Source organism: Curtobacterium sp. PsM8, assembly GCF_030433875.1.
Taxonomy (GTDB): Bacteria; Actinomycetota; Actinomycetes; order Actinomycetales; family Microbacteriaceae; genus Curtobacterium.
The window spans coordinates 1-17,559 of the sequence record NZ_JARUXD010000008.1 but is presented as its reverse complement, the minus strand read 5'-3'; the positions used below and the strand labels follow the sequence as shown (position 1 = coordinate 17,559).

17 protein-coding genes are annotated in these 17,559 nt (G+C 66.8%); 8 read left to right on the top strand and 9 right to left on the bottom strand.

Annotated features, from left to right (window positions below):
• Positions 1–1,014 (bottom strand): hypothetical protein, encoded by a 1,014-nt coding sequence (locus QCD68_RS02950; RefSeq protein WP_301221959.1) that lies wholly within the window; start codon positions 1,012–1,014, stop codon positions 1–3.
• Positions 1,007–1,642 carry a hypothetical protein gene (locus tag QCD68_RS02945; protein ID WP_301221958.1) on the bottom strand — a complete coding sequence of 212 codons (636 nt, stop codon included), beginning with the start codon at positions 1,640–1,642 and terminating at the stop codon, positions 1,007–1,009. The genes QCD68_RS02950 and QCD68_RS02945 overlap by 8 nt, the downstream gene beginning before the upstream one ends.
• Before the next feature lie 408 nt (positions 1,643–2,050).
• Between QCD68_RS02945 and QCD68_RS02940 the strand changes: the two genes are divergently transcribed.
• Positions 2,051–2,209, top strand: a complete 159-nt coding sequence (locus tag QCD68_RS02940; RefSeq protein ID WP_301221957.1) for a hypothetical protein — start codon at positions 2,051–2,053, stop codon at positions 2,207–2,209.
• 8 nt (positions 2,210–2,217) lie between these two features.
• On the opposite strand, the gene QCD68_RS02935 is transcribed toward QCD68_RS02940, so the two are convergent.
• Both QCD68_RS02935 and QCD68_RS02930 read right to left on the bottom strand, forming a co-directional pair.
• Complete coding sequence (locus QCD68_RS02935) at positions 2,218–4,344, bottom strand: DEAD/DEAH box helicase (protein WP_301221956.1); 2,127 nt, start codon at positions 4,342–4,344, stop codon at positions 2,218–2,220.
• A gap of 404 nt (positions 4,345–4,748) precedes the next feature.
• Complete coding sequence (locus QCD68_RS02930; RefSeq protein WP_301221955.1) at positions 4,749–5,690, bottom strand: HamA C-terminal domain-containing protein; 942 nt, start codon at positions 5,688–5,690, stop codon at positions 4,749–4,751.
• A gap of 107 nt (positions 5,691–5,797) precedes the next feature.
• Between QCD68_RS02930 and QCD68_RS02925 the strand changes: the two genes are divergently transcribed.
• Positions 5,798–6,502, top strand: a complete 705-nt coding sequence (locus QCD68_RS02925) for a DCL family protein (protein ID WP_301221954.1) — start codon at positions 5,798–5,800, stop codon at positions 6,500–6,502.
• 220 nt (positions 6,503–6,722) lie between these two features.
• Here QCD68_RS02925 and QCD68_RS02920 read toward each other — a convergent pair whose 3' ends face one another.
• The 3 genes from QCD68_RS02920 to QCD68_RS02910 all read right to left on the bottom strand — a co-directional run bounded on the left by QCD68_RS02920 (position 6,723) and on the right by QCD68_RS02910 (position 9,849).
• Complete coding sequence (locus QCD68_RS02920) at positions 6,723–7,094, bottom strand: hypothetical protein (RefSeq protein ID WP_301221953.1); 372 nt, start codon at positions 7,092–7,094, stop codon at positions 6,723–6,725.
• 179 nt (positions 7,095–7,273) lie between these two features.
• Positions 7,274–8,794, bottom strand: coding sequence for a SulP family inorganic anion transporter (locus tag QCD68_RS02915; protein ID WP_301221952.1), 1,521 nt, complete (start codon positions 8,792–8,794; stop codon positions 7,274–7,276).
• 485 nt (positions 8,795–9,279) lie between these two features.
• Complete coding sequence (locus QCD68_RS02910; protein WP_301221951.1) at positions 9,280–9,849, bottom strand: TetR/AcrR family transcriptional regulator; 570 nt, start codon at positions 9,847–9,849, stop codon at positions 9,280–9,282.
• A 115-nt stretch (positions 9,850–9,964) separates the two neighbouring features.
• On the opposite strand from QCD68_RS02910, the gene QCD68_RS02905 reads away from it, so the two are divergent.
• Entirely contained in the window at positions 9,965–10,630 is a 666-nt protein-coding gene (locus tag QCD68_RS02905) for an SDR family NAD(P)-dependent oxidoreductase (protein ID WP_301221950.1), read from the top strand.
• A gap of 10 nt (positions 10,631–10,640) precedes the next feature.
• Here QCD68_RS02905 and QCD68_RS02900 read toward each other — a convergent pair whose 3' ends face one another.
• Complete coding sequence (locus QCD68_RS02900) at positions 10,641–11,276, bottom strand: hypothetical protein (RefSeq protein WP_301221949.1); 636 nt, start codon at positions 11,274–11,276, stop codon at positions 10,641–10,643.
• Between the two features lie 78 nt (positions 11,277–11,354).
• Here QCD68_RS02900 and QCD68_RS02895 point away from each other — a divergent pair, with 78 nt between their 5' ends.
• Positions 11,355–12,470 carry a hypothetical protein gene (locus tag QCD68_RS02895; protein ID WP_301221948.1) on the top strand — a complete coding sequence of 372 codons (1,116 nt, stop codon included), beginning with the start codon at positions 11,355–11,357 and terminating at the stop codon, positions 12,468–12,470.
• Between the two features lie 127 nt (positions 12,471–12,597).
• The gene (locus tag QCD68_RS02890; RefSeq protein ID WP_301221947.1) at positions 12,598–13,638 is read left to right on the top strand and encodes an amidohydrolase family protein; all 1,041 of its coding nucleotides are present in this window, start codon (positions 12,598–12,600) and stop codon (positions 13,636–13,638) included.
• A gap of 89 nt (positions 13,639–13,727) precedes the next feature.
• Here the strand turns inward: QCD68_RS02890 and QCD68_RS02885 are convergent, their stop codons facing one another.
• Complete coding sequence (locus QCD68_RS02885) at positions 13,728–15,083, bottom strand: hypothetical protein (RefSeq protein ID WP_301221946.1); 1,356 nt, start codon at positions 15,081–15,083, stop codon at positions 13,728–13,730.
• Between the two features lie 171 nt (positions 15,084–15,254).
• Between QCD68_RS02885 and QCD68_RS02880 the strand changes: the two genes are divergently transcribed.
• The 3 genes from QCD68_RS02880 to QCD68_RS02870 form a co-directional block, all read left to right on the top strand.
• Positions 15,255–16,514, top strand: a complete 1,260-nt coding sequence (locus QCD68_RS02880; RefSeq protein WP_301221945.1) for an FAD-dependent monooxygenase — start codon at positions 15,255–15,257, stop codon at positions 16,512–16,514.
• A 34-nt stretch (positions 16,515–16,548) separates the two neighbouring features.
• A complete protein-coding gene (locus tag QCD68_RS02875) occupies positions 16,549–17,016 on the top strand; it encodes a MarR family winged helix-turn-helix transcriptional regulator (RefSeq protein ID WP_301221943.1) in 468 nt (155 codons plus the stop codon).
• A gap of 119 nt (positions 17,017–17,135) precedes the next feature.
• Positions 17,136–17,559: fatty acid desaturase family protein (locus tag QCD68_RS02870; RefSeq protein ID WP_301221942.1), on the top strand; the 424-nt coding region annotated here is incomplete at its 3' end.

Here is a 17,559-nt window from a genome sequence, read left to right as displayed (position 1 = left end):
TTAGCGGCTGTTGGGGTGCCAGCGGAGGTCGTGGGCGAGGTCGGATTGGAAGTGCAGCAGCTGCCGCAGCCCGTTCACCGCGTCCGTATTCGCGGCAACCCAGCTGTCGGAGTAGATGACGTGCGCGGTGACGAAGTCGTCCGTGCAGCACCCCTCAGCACCGGTCAGGATCGTGGTGTCCTGCGGAATGACGACCGACACCGTCGCCTCGTCTACTGTGGCGGGCTCGTAGCCGAGCGCTGCCATGTCGGGGTGCTGGGCGAAGAACGCCGTCAGCCGGTTCGGTGGGACGATGACGCCCGACTGCTGCGCCGCCCACCGGTCCGACATCACCCCACCTAACGCAATCAACTGGTCCGCTTGCTCGTCGACGGTGGTGTCGCGGCGCCAGCAGGTCCGGACTCCGCCGTAACCCGGGTACGCCGCCAAAGCCCAGTCGCAGAGGGCGGCCCGGTCGGCTGCTTCCCACCCAATCGGAGTGTGAAAGACATGCGCCCCGAGAGCGGGCATCGCGGCACGCACCTCGTCGAATGGGATGCCGATGCGGTCCGCGATAGCGCGTGTGCCCCCGCCGTGCAGGGCGATGGTGCGGGCGATTGCGAACACGGTCCGCCATCCAGGGGTTGCGTCCCGCTCCATCGACGACCCGTACACCTGCCGACCGTTCGCCCAGACGCGTTGCCGTTTCCCGTTCACGAACACCAGGTCCGGGTACCGGCGGGCGAGGGAGAGCACGCCGCCTTCTGATCCGCCGGGGATGACAATCAGGTCCTCGATCCGTTCGGTCGGGGTGCCGTCGTCGTTAATGGTGGCGGTCGGGTTCGGGGTGGACAGGAATGCAGACCGGCCGTCGTCGAACCGGAGCCGGTCGAACGCCTCCACACGCGCGGGCATCCCCGCAGCCGCGAGCGCGACCAACGTCTGCGTGATGTCGATCGTCCATCCAAGCCCGAACGGCAACGACAGGATCGTCTGCTGGTGCCGGATGTCCTGCACCCACTGCCGGTCACCCATCAGCACTGACCCCGCCCGGCCTCGACGGCGGGCGGGCATCACGGCCGGCGAGCCGCGGGTCGTCTTCGGAGAGCCGCTCAAGGCCGAGCCCGGACGCGTCGAGGATCGCGTTCTCGGACTCCTCGGTGCCGACGAACGCCCCGATCTCCGCGTTCACCGCAACAAGCGTCCCGATCCGACTCCGCGCATCCAACACCACCGCGGCGACCTCCTCAGCCGCGCAATCAGACGTCAGCTCCGGCTTTGACGGATGCAGGGCAGGGAACTCGAGCTGCTGCACCGGCGGATGCCACTTCACACCGACCCTGAGCACGCGGCCGTCGGCGTCGTTGCGGTAGAACATCGACCCGAACGGATGACCCATGTCGAGGGTGAGCTCCGCACCGTGGAGGGTCCAACCGTTGGCCGCGTAGGCGGGATCCCACCGCTGGACGGTGAGAGCCCCAAGCCCCATCTTCAAGCCCGGGATCAGCGCTTGCCCGTCCTGCAGTTCGGCGTAGAGGGCCTGGAGGTTCGGGGGACTCTGGTCGCGCAGGTCCGATAACGGGATGCGCGCCATGTCACGAATCGCGGCGAGCTGCTGACGCTGCTTCGCGGTCAGCGCCGTCTCGTCGGGGCTGCCATTCACGAAGCAGACCCGCCACCGGTCTCGGCAGTCCTCTCGGGACGCCCGGTCGGACTGGTGATGGCACTCCTGGTGTGACTCGCGATGCGACGCATGTTGCGCACGCTACGAGGCCCGCGCCACTCACGGGGCCGTTCGAACGGCGCCGAGTCCACTAGCAGGAAAACCCGTCGCCGCCATGCGCTTCAGCGACTCCTCAGTCCCGGTCCGAACTCCCAGCCCGGACTCCCCACTCCGGGGGTCAGAAAACGCCGAACGGGCAACATTCTGGCCCACGAACGAGGGTAAAAACGGCTCTTAGAGTCCCAAATCCGGTCCGCGAACAGTGTCGGCGCCCCGCTCGCAAGCACGAGCTCGCATAGGGGTGGCGCAAGCGAGCAACCGCCTCGCTCCGACCTGAAGGACACCACCATGGACCGCAACCTCACCATCAGCAACACCCCCATCACGACCTGCACGCAGACGACGCACCACATCCATAGCGCCGAGGAGCTGCAGCAGCTGCGCATCGCCCTCCGCCGAGCCGGCCGCCGAGGGCGGCAGGAGTTCACCAGGATCAGCGCACTTTAGAGGGAGCGCTACGTTTGCCGAAGTTCGGCCCGCATGAGAGCAGCTTTGATCTCTGCCGAGACGAGCGCCGGGAATCCCAAAGCGTCGAAATCGTGCTCGCGTAGCCATACCACGCACGCCTCGATGTCGAGATCATCGGGCACTACATGTTCTGCCAGCGACACCACCGTGGTCCGCGATAGCCCAAGGCCCATCATCGAGACTTCGGTAGTCCTCGATACACCAAGTTCCATAAGCATTGCAATATCGGGTGGCGCAGGTGCGTCTTGGGCTGCTGGGAACGCTGCATTCAAGACGTCGGCGTAGCAGGCTAGATAGAGCGGTCCCTCAAATCGAGCGTATTGCTCCACATCGGTCAGAACTTGTCGAATCTCTTGCGGAAGGCGTATTTCGCGGTTGTTGCGACGAAGCCAGCCGAGCCTCTTGGACACCAGAAGTGATAGTGGACGGCCGCGCATCCAATCGATGAAAAGTAGCGCAAGTGAGAAGTGTCGACCAGGAATGTTTGTGAAGTCGGCGCCGAGGTATTCGGCGCAAAGAGATATGGCGCGCCTATAACTATCGAGCGCGTCATCAGATTCAGGCGGGGGCAATTCGAACGTCTCGCGCTCGCCTGATTGGACGAAGTAGTCAAAGAGACGCTGAAGGGCGAAAGGACTGATGCCCGCATGCATTTGCTGAAGATCCGGAGGTAGATGCACTTTCGCGAGTGCGTCGTCAACGATCTGATCGGCAGCCTCGGCCTCCTGCTCAGTCAAAGACAGCCAGGAAAGTGAACTGATCGATTGCGATCGTCGTCGCGTGGAGGCCAAAATGCCGAAAAGCGACTGTAGCAAGGGGTTGGCGGTAGTGTCCGAAACTGCCGTTTCCGTTCCTATGTATTCGAGGAGTGGCACGAACTCCCGCTCAACAGCATCTGTTGCACGACTGATGTGTTGGCGTTCGCGCCGGATAGGTGTCTGCGTCCAACCCGCACGATCGGTGTCGACGCATATGACGTTCCCCTGAAACTCCACGCCCCAGCGACCCGCGCGACCGGCGAGGTTCCAGAAGTCGGACGGAGACATTGGTGTGTTGTTGCCCTTACGCGGTTCTCGGACGAAGAGGTTCTGGCAGGGGAGGTTCACGCCCTCGAGCAGGGTGGAGGTGCACACGAGGTAACGGATCGCCCCGTCACGGAACAGGCGTTCAACAGCTTCGCGTATAAGGAGAGGGAGATTGCCGTAGTGAAAAGCCACACCCCTCAGTAAGTACGCGGCTAGAAGGAATTGGGGATGAATCGTTTTCTTAATGAGATCGATGACGTCCAGGACTGATTGGTCAGGTGCCCAGTTGTCGTTCAGTGCGTCCGCGATTTGACCCGCAGTTTTTTCGGCATCCGAAGGTCGATTGGCATATACCACATTGCCGGAGTGTGAGCGTCCGAGTGCGACCGCAACAAGCGCAAGGCGTTTGCTCTCGGGCACAGGTCTGGCCGGGAGATCGAACTCACCGACAGGCACGGCCTGGCCATCGATGAAAGCACGCATGTCCCAGAGGGTCGGCTGCCTCGGCCGCTGGTTGACATGCAACAGCGTCTGATTGACCGTGACAGTCTCACTCAGGAGCGCGGTTCGAGACCCGTCGGTGCCGTCGACTAGGAGTTCCGGGTTCGATGTCAGCGGACTCGCAAAGACCACCTGCGGGTCCCCTCGAAGTGTGGCTTCGTCGAGGGCGCGTTGAAGCAGGACGCCGCGCATCCCGTCAGCTAACTTCTGCGCCTCGTCCACGAAGATGAGGTCGAAGTTCAAATCCTGCTTCTGCCGAAGTAGGAGATGGAGGCGCTCTTGGGTGAGAACAAAGATTTCGTGGGGCCGAGTCCCAATGCGCGAGTCCCAAGGTAGTGTTGTAATAGTGGCGCGAGTACCCAAGGTGCTCTCGAGCTCACGACTCACTTCTTCAATCAACGCTCGGGTCGGCACTATGTAGGCTGCGTGGAAGTCATCACGGCTCTCAATGAGAGCCTCAAGCCACACGCGGACAATGTGAGACTTTCCGGCTGAGGTTGGAGCGGAAACGCTCATCCATTTGCTCGAGTTTGCGCTGTCCCAAAACTGTCGTTGAAACTCGTTCACGCGGACTCGCTTGTCACCCACGGCCACTGACAGTTGGAGATTCCTCTTGAAGAGGTCGAGTGCTAAAGGGCCAAGCGGGAGCTCTCGCTCGGGAGATAGTCCACGAGAGCGGGCAAGACTGCTAGCGCGCTCATTGCCCAACCTCTCGAGCAAGTACGAGGCGGCATCCTTTCTGTCCGAATCCGCGTCGGGGTCCTGCAGGCAGCCTTGTGCAATTCTGAGGGCACCATCTTGTAATGTTTCTGGAGCCCCTAGTGTGACGAGGCTTGCGGCCATCAGGTGTGGGCTCCAGTCCAGTGCTTCGGGCTTCTTTACTGGACGTATAGAACCGAAGAATCTCAGTGCCGACCGTATTGTCGATTCGCGAATCCCGATATGGAAGGCCCTTAGGGCTTGTACCGCGGTCCAGTACTCTGTGTCGTCCACTACATGCCAATCAGTGTCTTGAATTCGTCGCGGAGCTTCTTTACAGAGGGCAGTGGCAAGCAGAAGAACTCGATTTCGACCGTGTCGATCTTCCGGTTTGCTACGCGGGTGCCAATGCTGCTTGACCAGCTTTCGATCCGTGCTCCGACCGTGTCAACCAGTTCTGCTGGGGAGTTGAAGAAGGGGTGCTCGTGTGGATCGTTGTCGAAACCGACGAGGCAAGCGCCGCGTATCTCCAGGAGATTTCGTTCAGGGGCGTCGTCGGTGAAGTATCGAACGAGCTTGAGTGCTAGATCGCGGTTCTTCACATCCAGATTGTCGCGGACCAGTGTGAGGTCGCGATGGGCAATCCCAGTACCATCATCGAGAAGGAATGGTTCGATGCTGTCGAAACATGACGTCATTGCGCTTTGTACGTCTTTGTAAAGTTTGGATTCGCCCCAGTAGACTGCAAGTTTGCCGTCTTCAAGCAACGATGCATGTACGCCATCCACGCCGTGGATAGGCATCTGCGAGTTGGTCTTGAGCGGCATCTTGCAAAGAATCTGCGGAATGCGGAGTTCCGCCTCGAGGAGGAAGAACAGGAGCAGCTCACCCCCTTCGCCCGAGGCGTCTGCATCAAGAAAAAGACGGCGGGCTTCGTCCTGCAGTTGCGAGAAGTGCATGTTGCCGCCCTCGAGTGCGTCGAGGCGGTGAGCTTCGTCAATCCGCGACCGTGGCGTGCAGTAATCCGTGATGCGGTAGTAGATGTGGCGTGCGAGCGCGTTCGTTCGGTCATTGCCGTTGGCGTCGGTCATCAGCCAGTACACGCGGTAGCTCGTTGAGGTGCCGGGGATCAGTCGTTCGCCAAGGACGTGGAAGAACGAGCGCACCTGGCTTTGTGCACCGCGCGACAAGCCGTCGAGGTCATCCTGGCCAGTGGTGACCTGATCAACGCTCATGCTGAGTAATGTACAGCTAAAGAGGGCAGCCACTGCGTTGGTCCGACGTGATCGCGCCGCTGCGCGGTCTGCCGCCCCATCAGCTACGACGGAGAGGCGGACGGTGCATGGTTCATGCGGTCGAAACGGCTAGTCATAGGTGGCCAAGCAAGACTGCGGCTAAGGCGGACTTCAAGCGAATCAAGGACACGCTCGCTGTCGGTGACCGCGTGGTTGATCCAATCGACGACAGCAAGCTGCGCGAGATCTTGGAGCGTCACCCCGACTACACCGAGAAGGTTGGCGACGGCATCGCCTACTTCTTCGTTGACCTCACAAGCCGAGGCGACAAGTGGAACGTTCGACGTGAGGCGAAAGGGATCTGGATCCATCGGACCGACGGCTCGGATGTTGACTTCAGCTATGTGACCTGTGTGGATGGTCACTCGCCTCGGTCCGATGCGAAGGAAGCGCTCCGCGAGGCTGTCGAAGATCGGCGACTGGCCTACCGAGCGTCGCGGTTCAGCGGCGCAGGCCCGGTCTACTCGGACCTCGGCGGAGCGCCGATCTCCGAACCTCATGACGCCAGCGTCGTGTACCTCGACCCGACGTGGGAGCAGCTGACGTTTCGATTCGCGGAGTCTGAAGGGGGCTGGGCTTCGGTGCTTGTGCACGGTGGGGGTGCCGGGGTCCAGATCGGTAGCAGTTTGCTAGACCCTCGTGTCGCCAAGCGCTGGGTTGAGTTCTATGAGACGTACGCAAAGCCTGCGCTCGCGCTGCCCGGCGAGGCTGCACGCCGCAAGCGCAGCGACGAGACTGCTTGGATTCCGTAGAGGTCAGGGTTGCTCGAGGCCTGGACGAGCGGGCGAGCCAAGCTTCGTTCCGCACCCTCGAAAGTGTTTGGACCGGCAGTGCTACCCCGGATCGAGGGTTCTTCGGCCCGTGGAACAGAATCCCAAAATCCGTGGAACGCCCGTCAGCACTGGGATCCGCCATCCCCGCCACCACTGGCATCCGCGAATAAACCGAACACCTGGCTCCTCGACGTGTGGATCACTCCACCGAGGAGCGCGGGCGAGTGCTCATCTCGTGGGCGGTCGCGTCTGCTTCGGTCTCGTAGATCTCGCCCCAGGCGATGCTCGTGGGCATGGCATCGACACTCAGTTCCACGTCAGGCAGACAGATCTGCACGAAGTGCGGGAACGCGGGGAACGTCCACAGGTCTTCGTCCGCGAACCGACTCCAGAGCAACAATCCTCTGATGCCGAGCGGGTGGCCGAGTTCCTGACCGTTCAGCGGCGGATCGCAGCTGACCATCAGCGCATGGTGGCCGTTCGGCAGCTCGATCGGTCGTTCCACTTCGCACCGGAAGACGGACGAGAACCGCTCGCTGTCCATGGACGAGAGGAAGAAGACTTCTTGCATGTCGTCACTCCGGGTTGATGCCGTCGACGCGATCGACGCGGAACGCGCCCGTTCCCCCCGTGGTGTGACGCGACCGCGGAGTGACGTGCCCGCGGTGTGACGCGACCGCGGGCTGACGCGACCGCGGGGTGACGCGAGCGGCGTCTGTCGGCGTCCCCACGGTCCTCCCGTGCAGGAGATCAGTGGCCGGCGCCGAGGTTCCCGGCGAGGCGGCCGTGGAATGCCTGGCTGGCGTCGTTCATGCCGCGGATGTCGACCCGCTTGCCGTGCTGGTGGTACTTCGTCTCGATCGCGTCGAGCGCGGCGACGGTGGAGGCGTCCCAGATGTGTGACTTCGTCATGTCGATGACGACGAGGTCGGGGTCGTCGACGTAGTCGAACTGCGTGGTGAGGTCGTTGCTCGAGGCGAAGAAGAGCTCACCCTCGACCGTGTAGAGGGCGTGCTGCTCGCCGCTGTCGGTCGCCTCGATGCTCCGGGTCACGGAGGTGAAGTGCGAGACCCGTCGGGCGAAGACGACCATCGCGGCGATCACGCCGATGACGACGCCGATGGCCAGGTTGTCGGTGGCGACGACGATGACGACGGTGAGGACCATGACGATGGTCTCCCCGACGGGCATCCGCTTGAGCGTCGAGGGCTTGATGCTGTGCCAGTCGAAGGTGCCGACGGAGACCATCACCATGACGGCGACGAGGGCGGCCATCGGGATGATCGCGACCACGTCGCCGAGCCCGACGACGAGGACCAGCAGGAACACACCGGAGAGGAAGGTGGAGATGCGGGTGCGGGCGCCGGAGGCCTTGACGTTGATCATCGTCTGGCCGATCATCGCGCAGCCGCCCATGCCACCGAACAGCCCGGAGGCGATGTTCGCCACCCCCTGCCCGAGGGCTTCCCGGGTCTTGCGGGAACCGGTGTCGGTGACCTCGTCGACGAGCTTCGCCGTCATCAGCGATTCGAGGAGTCCCACGAGGGCCATCGCGAGGGCGTAGGGGGCGATGATCGTCAGCGTCTCGAGGTTCAACGGGACGTTCGGGATGAACAGCGTCGGCAGGCTGTCCGGCAGCTTGCCCTCGTCGCCGACGGTCGGGATCGCGAGGGATGCGAGCACGGTGACGAGGGTCAGGACGACGATCGCGACGAGCGGTGCGGGGATGGCCTTGGTGAGCCGGGGCAGGAGCACGATGATCGCGATCCCGGCGGCGCCGATCGGCCAGACGAGCCAGTCGACGCCGATGATGTTCGGCAGCTGCGCGGTGAAGATCAGGATCGCGAGCGCGTTGACGAACCCGACCATCACCGACCGTGGCACGAACCGCATCAGCTTCGCCGCTCCCAGTCCGCCGAGGACGAGTTGGAAGACCCCGCCGAGCAGGACGGTGGCGATGAGGTAGTCGAGGCCGTGGTCCTTGACCACGGGGGCGACGACGAGTGCGATGGCGCCGGTCGCGCCGGAGATCATCGCGGCACGTCCGCCGACGAACGAGATCACGACGGCCATCACGAACGCCGAGAACAGGCCGACGCGCGGATCGACGCCGGCGATGATCGAGAACGAGATCGCTTCCGGGATCAGCGCGAGGGCCACGACGAGGCCGGCGAGGACCTCACGGAGCAGGATCTTCGGGTTCCGCAGGGCGGACAGGACGGTGGGACTGTGGTGCACCTGGACGGGCACGGACTGCGTGACGGTCGTCACGGTTCTCCTTCGGTGAGGGAAGCGGACGCTCGGCGCCCGCGGGGGAATGTCGTGGGGCGCTTCGTCGCGCACGCTGATCGCAGGAGGACCGGCGGGATCTCAACTCTCCCGTGACGAGAGGGTTGGCTGGTTCCGACTCTAACGCAACGGAAGGGTTGGTGCGCAAGTGGGCGAGGGAGACGCGACGGCGACGATCGGGGTGCTGATGTCCCTCGGCGAGGTCGCCGAGCGCGCATCGGTCTTCGCGTCACGGTGACACGACGTGCCGCGGCTGCCCTCCGCAGCGCCTCCGCGAGCCAATGAGCGACGGATGCTGCTCGTCTGCTCAGGAATGTCAGTGGCGTCCGGCATCATGGGCAGCAGTTCGCGAAGCCCGTTCGGGTCGGGTCAGCGAGCACCCCGGAGCTGGTACCTGTAGGGCAGGTACCAGTTCCGCCCAGCTCCGTGATCGGTGCGGCGCCGGTCGGTCGGTCAGCGACCAGCCGTCATCCCTCGGCGGTCCACGCGGCGGCGACGCTGCGATCGACGGCCCGGCGCCAGCCCTCCGGAGCGCCAGGGTCGTGGCAGGCCATCCCCGCCATCCAGAGCACGGTCATCAGGTCATCGGCGGTGAAGTCCGGGGAGAGCACTCCGGCGGCGTGGGCGTTGTCCACGAGTTCCGTTCCGAGTGCCATCGACCGTTCACACGCGTTGATGAGGAGGACGGCGTCGGGGTACCGCCGGAGCATCGCGTCGTTCATGGCTGGGTCGCTCCGCTGCAGGTCGATCATCTCGGCGATGAAGGTCTCGAGCTGCGCGCGCGGAGTGTCCTGGGCCAGTGTCCGTTCGCGGAGGGTCCGGAGCTTCGCGCCCGCGATGTCGGGCACGACGGCGTCGATGAGGTCTTCGCGCGACCCGATGCGGTTGTAGAGCGTCCCGATGCTCACACCGGCTTCGCGGGCGATGTCCTCCAGCGGCGCGGAGAGCCCTCGCTGTGTGAAGACCGCGATGGCGGCGGCGCGCAGCTTCTCGACGTTCGCCTGCGCATCTCGACGCAGGCGGGGGGCGGTGCTCACAGCGACTCCGAAGGATCTTGAGGGCAGCCTCAACATAGGCTCGAGTGGATTTGAGGACGACCTCAACTTACCGCACCGACACGAGCTCCCCCAGTGGGCCGCGGAAGGACACACCATGCCCCTCATCACGATCATCGGAGCGGGACCCGGCCTGGGGCTCGCGATCGCCCGGGCGTTCGGGCAGAAGGGCTTCGACGTCGCTCTCGTGGCCCGCGACCGATCGAGGGTGGACGCCCTCGCCGCACAGCTCACCGCGGAGGGCGTCCAGGCCAGCGGGTTCACGGCCGACGTCGGCGCGCCTGACACGATCCGGGCCGCACTCCGCTCGATCCGGGAAACGCTCGGCCCGATCGACGTCCTGGAGTTCTCCCCGGCCGACCGGACTCTGGAGTCGGTCGATGCCGTGGACGTGACGATGGAGAACCTGCAGCCGCAGATCGACTTCTACCTCGGAGGCGCCATCGCGGCCGTCGGTGAGGTCCTGCCGGACATGGTCGCCGCGGGTTCCGGCACGGTACTCGTGACGACCGGCGGCGGTGCACTCGCGCCGACGCCGGTCCGCGGGAACGTCAACATCGCCGCGGCGGGGCTCCGCAACTGGACGCTCAACCTCAACGCGGCCCTGGCGGAGAAGGGTGTCTACGTCGGCTTCGTCGCCATCACGGCACTGATCGGAGGTGGGCGACCGGATGCCGAGCCGGCGGTCATCGCGCAGTCCTACGTGACGCTCCACGACGAGCGGCGGGACGCCGAGCTGCACTACGTCGCTTACGACGGCTGACGCCTGGTGATCACTCGCCGCGGCTGCCGCTGTCGCCTGCAGTGCCTGCGGCGGCCGCGGCGAACGATCGGAGCGTGGCGACCTGCTGCGCGGTGCTCGGCGGATCGGCTGACATCTGCCACGTCGACACCAGCGCGATCATGCCGCCGATCGTGAAGGTCCGAGCGTCCCCGGTGAGTGCGATCTCCGGTCGGTGACGACCGTGATCCGACTCCGTCAGCCACGTCGTCATCGCCGACGCCAGCACCTCGGCGACGCGCTCGCCGCGTGGGATGGCGCGGAGCTTGTCGAAGAACTCCCGATCCGCGCGCCCTGCGGTGAGCAGCGGTTCGATGCCGCGTGCCCGGACCGCGTCGGTGAGGGCCTGCGGGAGGTTCGCCGCACTCTGTTCGAGCGGCAGCCAGTCATCGAGCAGGCGGCTGATCCAGAGGTCCGTGGCCAGGTCCCCGACGTTGCCGTAGTGGTTGTGGAGTGCCTGTCTGCTCAGGCCGGCTCGCTGCGCCACGGCGCTCATCGGGATCGTCTCGCCCTTCGGTGCCTCGGATACCAGGGCTGCCAGTGCCCGGATCAAGGCCGCGCGGGTGCGAGTGACACGCGGGTCCACGCGCTGGGCCCCGAGTGTCGCCGTCTTCGTCGGGTCGGGCATGACTCCATCTTGCCAGAGCTCGACCACTGATGTACGTTCGTCATCTATTGGACAAATGTAAAGGAAATGATGACGTACGTGACTGAGACGGCACCTCGCCGGGGAGACGTTCCGCAGCACCCCGAGTTCGAAGCGGCGGTCGCCGGCGGTTCGCTCGGCTCCGAAGGGCCGGGCTCGGCCCATCGCTACCGCAACCTGGTCCTCGGTGGGATCGCGATCCTGCTCCTGGCGATGGCGATGCTGACGAGCTACTCGAGCGCGTTCGGCAACCCGACGCCGAACAACGTCCAGCTCGCGGTCACCGGCGACGCCGACGCGATCGTCGCGCTCGAGCAGCAGGGATCGCTGGACCTGACGGTCGTGGCGTCCGCTCGACAGGCGCGCGCCGCAGTGCTCGACCGTGACGTCGACGGCGCCGTCGTCCTGCCGGCACCCGGCAAGGGCGGCGTCACCACCTACATCGCCAGTGGTGGTGGGCGCGGCCTCGGCCAGGCGATCTCCGGTGTCGGCGACTCGATCGCGGCGAAGCTGCAGACCACCAACACGGCCACCGACCTCGCACCGCTGCCGAAGAAGGACCCGGTCGGATCGGTCGAGTTCTACGCGATCCTCTTCGCGGGGCTCGGCGCCGCCCTCGGCGCGACGGTGTTCGGACGCATCCTCGGCACGGTCGACACGGCGACGAAGTTCGTCGAGCGCAGTGTGGTCCTCGTCCTCTACGCCGGTCTGCTCGCCGGTCTGATCACCCTCTGGATCGACTCCGGTCTCGGGGCGGTCGCGGTCGGTCCCTGGGCCGTGTTCGGCGTCCTCTGGCTGACCGGGGTCGCGATCGGGGGAGCGGTCACCGGTGTGGCCGCCCTGGGCGGGACCATCGCTGCACTCGCCATGACACTCGCCCTGGTGATCCTCGGCAACACGTCCTCCGGCGGTCCGCTCGGCATCCACGTCCTCAACGACTTCTTCCAGGCACTCTCGTACGTCTTCCCCCAGGGCGACGCGCTCGACCTGCTCCGGTCCGTCCAGTACTTCGACGGCGCGGCCGTGGCCGTCCCGATCATCCGGCTGGGGATCTGGGCAGGAGCGGGCATCCTGCTCACCCTGACGGCGATGCTCATCCGGACCCGGCGAGAGGCTGCGGCGCGTTCCGGAGCCGGTCGCGGGACGGTGGTCCTGCCGTCGACCTCGTCGTCCTGAGGGCGGCGGGACATCGGCGTCCCCGACCGCTCGGACAGCTTCCTGGCCGAGCGGGAGGGGCCACCAACACCACCACTGCAGAACCGCAACCAGCCCTCGTCAGCGAGGGCGATCGGAGGACCGAATCATGCCAGGGAAGATCGACGTGCACCAGCACCTGCTCCCGCCCCGCTACTTCGAGGCGCTCGCCGCGGCAGGATCGCGAGCGATGGGCGTCGGCGCCCCGGGGCAGGCGCAGCCCGCGACGGGCGGGAGCGCCCAGTGGGATCCGTGGGGGGACAGCGGCGGGACGGCGCCGCGACGCGGTCCTCGGGCCATCGGTGGCTGGTCGATGCCGGAGTGGAGCCCCGGGGCGGCGATCGCGATGATGGACGAGGCGGGCATCGAGACGGGCATGCTGTCGATCAGCGCCCCGGGTGTGCACTTCGGTGACGACGCCGCGGCCCGCGAACTCGCCCGCGAACTGAACGACCACCAGGCCGGACTGGTCCGGGAGCAGCCGGACCGCTTCGGACACTTCGCGGTGCTGCCGCTGCCGGACTTCGACGGTGCCGTCGCCGAAGCCGTGCGCGCACTCGACGAGCTCCACGCAGACGGTGTGCTCCTGCTGTCGAACGCGCACGGTCGGTACCTCGGCGATCCCGCGTACGAGCCGCTGTGGACCGAGCTCGCGGCACGCTCGGCCGTGGTCTTCGTCCATCCCACCGCTCCGCCGATCCAGCAGTTGCCCGGCATGCCCACGGCACTGCTCGACTTCCCGTTCGACACCACCCGGACCGCCGTCGACCTCGTCGCCCACGGCGTGTTCGACCGGCACCCGGAGCTCCGAGTGATCCTCTCGCACGCCGGCGGGTTCCTGCCCTACGCCGCGAGTCGGTTCAGCGCCGCCGCGATGTTCAACCCAGGCACCACACCGGAGGGCATCCAAGCGGGGCTGCGCAAGTTCTACTTCGACACGGCCCTGTCGGCGACACCCACGTCTCTGCCGTCACTCCTGGCCTTCGCGGAGCCGGGTCACGTGCTCTACGGCAGCGACTTCCCCTACGCGCACCCAGACTGGACCGCTCGTTTCGACCACTGCCTGGAGACCTACGACGGCCCTGGCGCGGAGCGGCTCGGGGACGTGGACCGTTCCGCTGCCGAGCAGCTCTTCCCCCGCTTGGCGTGACCTGACGCCACGGTCGCACAGGCCGTCGCCGCACGGGCCGTCGCCGCACTCGGCAACGACGGCCCGGCGGCGGTCAGCACCCGCGGATGTCAGCGCCCGCTGAGGTCGTACGGCGTCGCCGTCGAGTCGACCGTCGTCAGGTACCCGCCGTCCGACAGGTCCGTCGGCAGGCTGATGGTGCGCGTCACCGACGGCGCCGCGCCCGCCGTGTCGACCTGCGTGATCGTGCCCTCCCCACCGCGCGTGACGAACACGCTCGTGCCGTCGTCGGTCGCCGCGGTGAAGCGCACGGCCGTCCCGGTCGCCGACTGTCCGGCGACCGGACCGTGTCGCAACGGCTGGAGTGCGACGGACGTCCTGCGGCCGTCGTAGATGCCGTCGGCCTGCTTCTGCACCAGGACGAGCGAGTCGCCGGAACCCGACGTCAGTGCGACGGCGGCGAACCGCGACGTGACGGCCGCGCGGGTGAACAGCCCCGTCCCGAGTGCGACGCTCCGGATGCTGTCCGACGACGTCGACGACGCGGTGAGGTACGCGGGTACCCGGTCCCAGCTGGTGCCCGCGGTCGTGGTGCCGGCCTGCGCGCCGATCGCGGTCGTGCCGTCGGGAGCCATCCGTGGGCGGTAGCTCTGCACGCTCGGCTGCGGGTACGCGGCGGAGCTGGAGCCCGTGAACCCGTTCTTCGTGACCCGGACCGTCTGCACGCCGGTGGCGAGGTCGGAGCCGATGACGGTACCGGTCGCGTTGACGACCGGGCCGTGCGGGTACGCGCCCAGCGGTGTCGTCGCGATCCGGTGCGGCCGCGTCGCACCCCGCATGATGTCGGACACGGAGTAGGCGTCGAGCCGGCCGCCGGCGGTGACGACCAGGCGCAGGGGGCTGCCGACCAGGAAGGTCTCGACCTCCTCGGTGCCGCGCTTGCCGGTCGTGGCCAGTGTCACGGCGGAGGTGGTGATGTCGGCCGTGTGGGCGACCTCCCGTCCGAGGTCGATGACGGTGACGCGCTGGTGTGTGGAGCCGTCGAAGTCGGAGCCGACCGCGAGGTGGCGGCGCGAGGTGTCGGTGGCGAGCCAGCCGGCGCGTTCCCAGCGGCCGTCGGCGTTCGGGACGGCGTAGTGCTGCACGATCCGCGCTGTGCCTCCGGAGCCGATGGCGAGGACGTCGAGCTGTGGCTTCGACTCGTCCATGAACGCGATCCGCCCGTGGCCGAGCTGGACGGTGCCGGCGTGCGTCCCGAGCGTGACACCGCGGAGGGTCGCGGTGCGTCGGCCGGTGACGGCGTCGTTGACGTAGAGGCGTCCGGCAGGTGCGTCCGCGGTGACGAGCCAACTGTGGTGGGCCCTCGGTGCCGCGGTGGCCGGACTCGCGGGGGCGACGGTGGCGACGAGGGGCAGGACGCCGGCCAGGACGAGGGCGGGGACGAGGAGGGTGTGGCGGGGCGACATGGAACTCCTGGAGATCGGGATGGGCGAGGTCTAGATGATAACCGTTATCAACAAGCCCGACCCCGATCGGCGAGAGAGCAGAACATTCAGCTTTGCTGTGGAGTCATATCGCTGTGATGCTATTGTTCGATTCGGGGAGACACTCCTCTTCCCCGGATCGAAGGACACCCCATGTCGACCACCCCGCACCACCGCCCCCGCGTCCTGGTCACCGGCGCGAGCATCGCCGGCCCCACCGTCGCCTGGGGCCTCGACCGCTCCGGGTTCGACGTGACGCTGCTGGAGCGCTCGCCGGAGCAGCGGACCACCGGCCAGAACATCGACATCCGCGGCCTCGGGCGGGACGTGTTGCGGAGCATGGGTCTCCGCGACACCGTGATGCAGCACCTGACCGGCGAGCAGGGCACCCGCTTCGTCGGCGAGGACGGGAAGCCCTACGCGGTGTTCCCCCGCGCGGAGGGTGAGGACGGACCCACCGCCGAGATCGAGATCCTCCGCGGCACGTTCGCCGGCATCCTGGTCGACGCGCTGCCGGAGTCGATCGACCGACGCTACGGCGACTTCGTCGTGGGCGCCGAGCAGGACGACTCCGGTGTGCGGGTCCGCTACGACCACGGGGCTCCTGAACGCTTCGACCTGGTCGTCGTCGCCGAGGGCCGCAGCTCCCGCACCCGGCGCATCCTGTTCGCGGACGAGACCGAGTACCGCGACTTCGGCGTGAGCATCGCCTACGGCACGATCGACCGCACCCCGGACGACGTCGACCTCTGGGACTGGTACACGGCATCGCGCGGTCGGGTCGCCTCGATCCGCCCGGACAACGAGGGCACGATCCGGGCGAGCCTGTCCTTCGAGTCGGAGCCGATGGGGTTCGAGCGCCTGCCGGTCGACGTGCAGCTGTCGATCCTGCGCGAGCGCTTCCGCGGCGCGGGATGGCAGTCGGAGCGCATCCTCGACGGCTTCGCGGCGCGTCCGGACGAGTTCTACACGCAGCGCATGGAGCAGGTCGTCGTGTCGCGCTGGAGCAAGGGGCGGGTGGTCCTGCTCGGTGACGCCGCGTGGGGGTCCGGCCCGACGGGCATGGGCACGACCCTCTCGTTGGTCGGCGCGCACGTGCTGGCCGGTGAGCTGGCCGGCGAGCTGACCCGAGCCGGGCGGGACGGTGACGGCACCCTCGCCGCGAGCGCGGTACGCCGAGCTGCCGGACGCTACGAGGGCCTCCTGCGCGGGTACGCCGACAGCGCGCAGGGGCTGCCGCGCGGCGGCGCGAAGCTCATGCACCCGTCGTCCCGTCTCGGAGTCCGCGCCGTGCAGACAGCCCTCCGGATCGCTGCGTCCGCCCCGGTGCGGAGGTTCGCGCAGGCGAACCTGCTGACCAGCGAGAAGCACGTGCCGGTGCTGCCGCAGTACCCGACCCTCCAGATGGTGTGACGGTCGCCCGCCGGGATCGGCCAGGATTGCGGACATGAGCGAGCTGCGGACCCAGACCCTCGAAGCCCTCCGCCACTACGCGGTCCGCTACCAGGAGTCGGCGCACCGCTTCGCGGCCTGGATGGACCTTCCGATGTCGGACGGCGCGGCGCTGGGCGAGGTGATCTGGGCGGAGAACGAGGGCGACCCGCTGTCGGCCGCGCGCCTCCGGTGGCGGATCGGCATGACGTCCGGGGCGACCAACGCGCTGGTGAAGCGACTGGAGGAACGTGGCCTGGTCACACGCACGCGCGAGAGCGTGGACCGACGGATCGTGACGCTCCGCGCCACCGACGCAGCCCGTCGGCGAGCCGACGGTTTCTTCGGGACGCGGGTCCAGGGTCTGGAGGTCGCGCTCGGCCACTACGACGACGGAACGCTGGAGGTCGTCCGTGAGTTCCTGGACCGTCTGGCGGCGGTGTTGCCCGGAGACCCGGGCAGGACCGGGGATCCGGACGCCTGAGAGGCTCGATCTGAGAAACGGGCACGTTTGCGGTGGGTGTCGCGTCCTCAGTAGCGTCGCTCAGAACACGATGCGAGACGTTGCCGAGGGACGGCGCCGTCGTCGACAGGAGCACCCGAATGACCACCGAATCCGTGATCACCAGCCCCTACCGGAAGACCGGAACCGCGACCGGCCCCCGCACCGGCGGCACGTCGACCTACTCGTCATTGCTGCAGCAGGTGAAGGACGCCGGGTTGCTCAAACGCCGTCGCGGTTTCTACTGGTCGATGTTCGCCGCCCTCGTCGTCGCGACCGCGGCGTGCTGGGTCGTCTTCGCGCAGCTCGGTGACTCCTGGTTCCAGCTGATCGTGGCGGGCGCGCTCGGCGTGCTGTTCACCCAGTTCGCGTTCCTGTCGCACGAGGCCGCGCACCGGCAGGTGTTCGACTCCAGGAAGTGGAACGACCGCGCGGGCCGCTGGCTCGGCACGTTCGTCGTCGGGCTGTCGTACTCGTGGTGGATGAACAAGCACACCCGTCACCACGGCAACCCGAACACCGTCG